1 protein-coding gene is annotated in these 4,373 nt (G+C 63.0%); it reads left to right on the top strand.

The genetic code is table 11. The annotated features are described in order from the left end of the window. Nucleotides 1–4,373, top strand: a 4,373-nt coding sequence (locus tag NTD87_RS04770; RefSeq protein ID WP_410017460.1) for a beta strand repeat-containing protein, incomplete at both ends; no start/stop codon positions are given.

Genomic DNA, 4,373 nt, shown 5'->3' with positions numbered 1-4,373 from the left:
ATCCAGCGCCAAGGCCCTGACGGCCAGCGTCAGTGGCCTTGATCAACAAGGCGGAAAACTGTTCAGCAGCACGGCGCTGAGTCTTGACCTGAACAACGGCCAGCTGAATAACCAGGGCGGTCTGATCAACGCCCCCGGCCAGTTATTGCTGAAAAACCTCAAGAACGTAGCGAACCAGAACGGCGAGATTTCCAGCGATCAGGGGTTCACGCTGGCGGCGCAAACGCTCGACAACACCGCTGGCACGATTGGCAGTCATCAGGCGCTGATCCTGCGCATCGACCAGGCGCTGAACACCGCCAAAGGGTTGGTGTCGGCCAAGGGCCTGGATGTCCATGCCGGCAGCCTCGACAACAGCGGTGGCACGTTTAACAGCGACGCGGACCTGACCCTGAACGTTGATGGCGCCGTCACCAACCTCAAGGGGGCGCTGAGCAGCGCCGGCACCTCGACTATCAGCGCTGCCAGCCTGGACAACCGCGATGGCGGCGTAGTGAGCGACCTGGGCCTGAGCATCGACCTTAGCGCCGCGCTGGATAACCGCCACGGCACCCTGGGCTCGGGCAAAGGCTTGAGCGTCAGCGCTGCCAGCCTGGATAACCGCAACCAGGGCAGCCTGGTCAGCGACGGCAACCTGAGCGCGCGCATCACCGGCAAGTTCGACAACCAGAACCAGGGCGCTCTGCAGGCCAAGGGCGATGTCGACATCACCACCGGCAGTCTCGACAACCGCGGCGGCAGCCTCAAGGGCAGTGGCTTGCTGACCTTGCGCGGCGATTCGGCGGATAACCGTGGCTCGCTGATTCATGCCGACAAGGCCCTGCAACTGTTCATCGGGCAACTGGACAACCGCAACAAAGGCCTGCTCACCGGCAACGCCACCATCGGCTTTAGCGGCACCCGCCTGGACAATCAGGGCGGCTTGCTCAGCGCCGTTGGCCCGGTCAGCCTCAAGGCCGACGAAGTCGCCAACGCCGGCGGCCGCATTGCCAGCCAGTCCGACCTGAGCGCCAGCATTGGCACCCTGAATCAACAAGGCGGTCAATTGGCTGCTCAAGGCAATCTGACCCTTACCGGTAGCAGCCTCGATAACCGCAACGGCGGTTTGGTCGGCACCACAAAAGCGCTGAACATCAACGTTGACCAGATCGACAACCGCGCCGGCGAGCTCTCCAGTACCGACACCCGTGTCAACGCCAGCGGGGTCAAGCTGACCAGCCAACGTCTGGATAACAGTGCGGGTGGCAAAGTCATCTCGGGCACAGGCCTTGAGCTGAACGTGGCGCAATTGATCAACCAGGCCAAGGGCCTGATCCATGCCCAGGACGCCATCCGCCTGAGCGGTTCGCGCCTGGATAACTCCGGTGGCACCCTCGACAGCAGCAAGGCGCTGGACATCACCCTTGATGATGCGCTGCTCAACAACAACGGCGTGATCAGCGGTCAGGCCGGGCTGAGCGTGCATGCCGCCAGTGTCGATAACAGCAGCGGCAAGCTGACCAGCGCCGGGGCCTTGGCGATCACCAGCAGCGGCGCCCTGATCAACCAGGGCGCAACACTGTTTTCCGGCACCGGCATGACGCTGCAAAGCGCTAGCCTGGATAACAGCCACAGCGGCCAGCTGGCGGGTATCGGCCCGGTGCGCATCACCACGGGCGTGCTCGACAATAGCCAGGACGGCAGCCTGACCAGCAGCGATACCCTGGACCTGACCGCCACCGGAGTCAGCAACGGTGCGGGCGGCACCCTCTCCAGCGAAAAAGCCCTGACGGCGAACGTCACTGGCCTCGACCAACAGGGCGGCGGACTGTTCAGTAAAACAGCACTGAGCCTGGACCTGAACCACGGCCAGTTGAACAACCAGGGCGGTTACATCAACGCTCCAGGTAGTCTGCTGCTCAAGAACCTCAACGGCGTCGCCAACCAGAATGGTGAGATCTCCAGCACCGAAGCCTTCATCCTGGCCGCGCAAAATCTCGACAACAGCCACGGCAAACTGGTGAGTAACCAGGGCCCGTTGACCCTGCGCATCGCCCAAGCGTTGAACAACACCTGGGGGGTGATTTCGGCCGCCGGCATTAACAGTCGCAGTGACAGCCTGGACAACAGCAACGGCCTGCTGAACAGCCAAGGCCTGCTCGACCTGAGCGTCAACCAAGCGTTGAACAACCAGAACGGGGTGCTCGTTGCCGAGGGTTCATTGCAGCTCACTGGCGCCAGCCTGGATAACCGCAACGGTTCGATCTCCGGCAAGCGCGACATCGTGGCCAACGTTACCAACCTGAACAATCAGAACGGCCTGTTGATCGCCAGCACCTCTCTGGACCTGACCGGCAGCACCCTCGACAACCGCAAGGACGGTCTGCTGGCCGCGACAAAAGCGCTGAAACTCAACGTCGGCAGCATCGACAACCGAGGCGGCGAGCTGTCCAGCAGCAGCGGCACGGTGAACCTGCTCGGGCAAACACTCGATAACAGCGACAGCGGCAAGGTGTTTGCCGAGCAAGACCTGAACCTGGGCCTGGGTCAGGTGCAAAACGTCAATGGCCTGCTCAACGGCAAAGTCAGCCTGAGCCTGGACGGCGGCGTTCTGAACAACCTGGGCGGCAGCCTGTATGGCCTGCAGAAAATGCGCCTGACGCTGAGCGGCGACCTGGATAACAGCCAGGGCCTGATCAGCAGCGAAGGTGCCCTCGACGTCATAGCGAACAACCTGAGCAATAACGCCGGCAAGCTCTCCAGCGCTGGTGCCCTCAACCTGACGGCCCGTGGTGATGTACACAACCAGGGCGGCAAGCTGGTCACCGACAGCAGCCTGACCCTGAACAGCGCCAGCCTCGACAACCGCCAGAACGGCAGCCTTAAAAGCAAAGCCGCGATGCTGATCAATACCGGCGCGTTGGACAATAGCCAAGCCGGGCGCCTGGACAGTGATGACACGCTGAACCTGACCGCAGGCCAGGTCACTAACCAGGCCGGTGGCAGCATTGGCAGTATCAAGGCACTGACCGCCAGTGTCCGTGGCCTTGATCAACAAAACAGCAAACTCTTCAGTAACACCAGCCTGGCCCTGGACCTGAATCACGGCCAGTTGAACAATCAGAACGGCTTTATCAACGCGCCGCTATTGCTGCTCAGCAACCTCAACGGCGTCAACAACCAGGGCGGTGAAATCTCCAGCCCCCAGGCCTACACACTGGCGGCCGCGAACCTGGACAACAGCAACGGCAAGGTGCTCGCCAACCAGGCCCTGACCTTGCGCGTCAACCAGGCGCTGACCAACCTCAAAGGCCAAATTGCCGCCGCAGCCCTCGACGTCCAGGTCGGCAGCCTGGACAACAGCGGCGGCATCGTCACCTGCCGCAGCGACTTCGGCCTGACGGTCAACGGCCTGCTGAGCAACCAGAACCAGGGCCTGATCAACGCCGCACAGACCCTCACGCTCAACAGCGCCGACTTCAACAACCAGGGTGGCCAGGTGCTCGGCGTCAGTGCCGTCAAGCTCAACGCCATGGCCCTGGACAACAGCGCCAACGGCCTGATCAACAGCAAGGGCAACCTGACCCTCAACGCAACCAGCCTGAACTCCAGCAACGGCGGCGAAGTCTCGGCCAAGGGCGATATCGACCTGACCCTCGGCGCGCTGACCCAGCGCGGCGGGCGTCTGCTGGGCGACAACGGCATCCGCCTCGACCTGACCGGGGGCGACCTCGATAACAGCAACGGTTTACTCGCTGCCCAAGGCCCGCTGAGCATCAGCCGCCTGCGCGACCTGAACAACCAGAACGGCGAACTCTCCAGCAGCCAGAGTTTCAACCTGACCGGGCGCACCCTGGACAACACTGGCGGCAAACTCATCAGCAACAACCAACTGGGTCTGAGCGGCGAGACCCTGCTCAATCAGGGCGGGCTGATCTCCGGTTGGCAGGGCCTGAGCGTCAACGGCAGCAGCCTCGACAACCGCAGCAGCGGCGCCCTGTCCAGTCGTAGCGGCAACCTCGACGTGACCCTCAGCGGTGCGCTGCTCAACAGCGGCGCCGGCGCACTGGTCAGCCAGAATACCCTGACCGTCAACGCGGCCAGCCTCGACAACAGCGCGGGCGTTATCTCCAGTGGCGCGGGCCAGCGCCTGAGCGTCAGCGGCCTGCTGAACAACACCCAGGGTGGCTCGATCGACAGCGGCGCGGCCCTGACGGTGAACACCATGGCCCTGAGCAACATCGGCGCCAGCGTCAGCGCGCAACAAGGCCTGAGCTTTACCGGCACGACCCTCGATAATACCGGCGGCAGTCTGGTCAGCAACGGCGCGGTGACCCTCGACCTGCTCGGTGCCCTGAGCAACAGCAACGGCAAACTCGCCAGTGGCGGGCCGT

Origin of the sequence: Pseudomonas sp. 6D_7.1_Bac1 (assembly GCF_025465945.1) — a bacterium.
Classification (GTDB): domain Bacteria; phylum Pseudomonadota; class Gammaproteobacteria; order Pseudomonadales; family Pseudomonadaceae; genus Aquipseudomonas.
The sequence above is the reverse complement of the archived record's forward strand: the minus strand, read 5'-3'. Positions and strand labels throughout refer to the sequence as shown.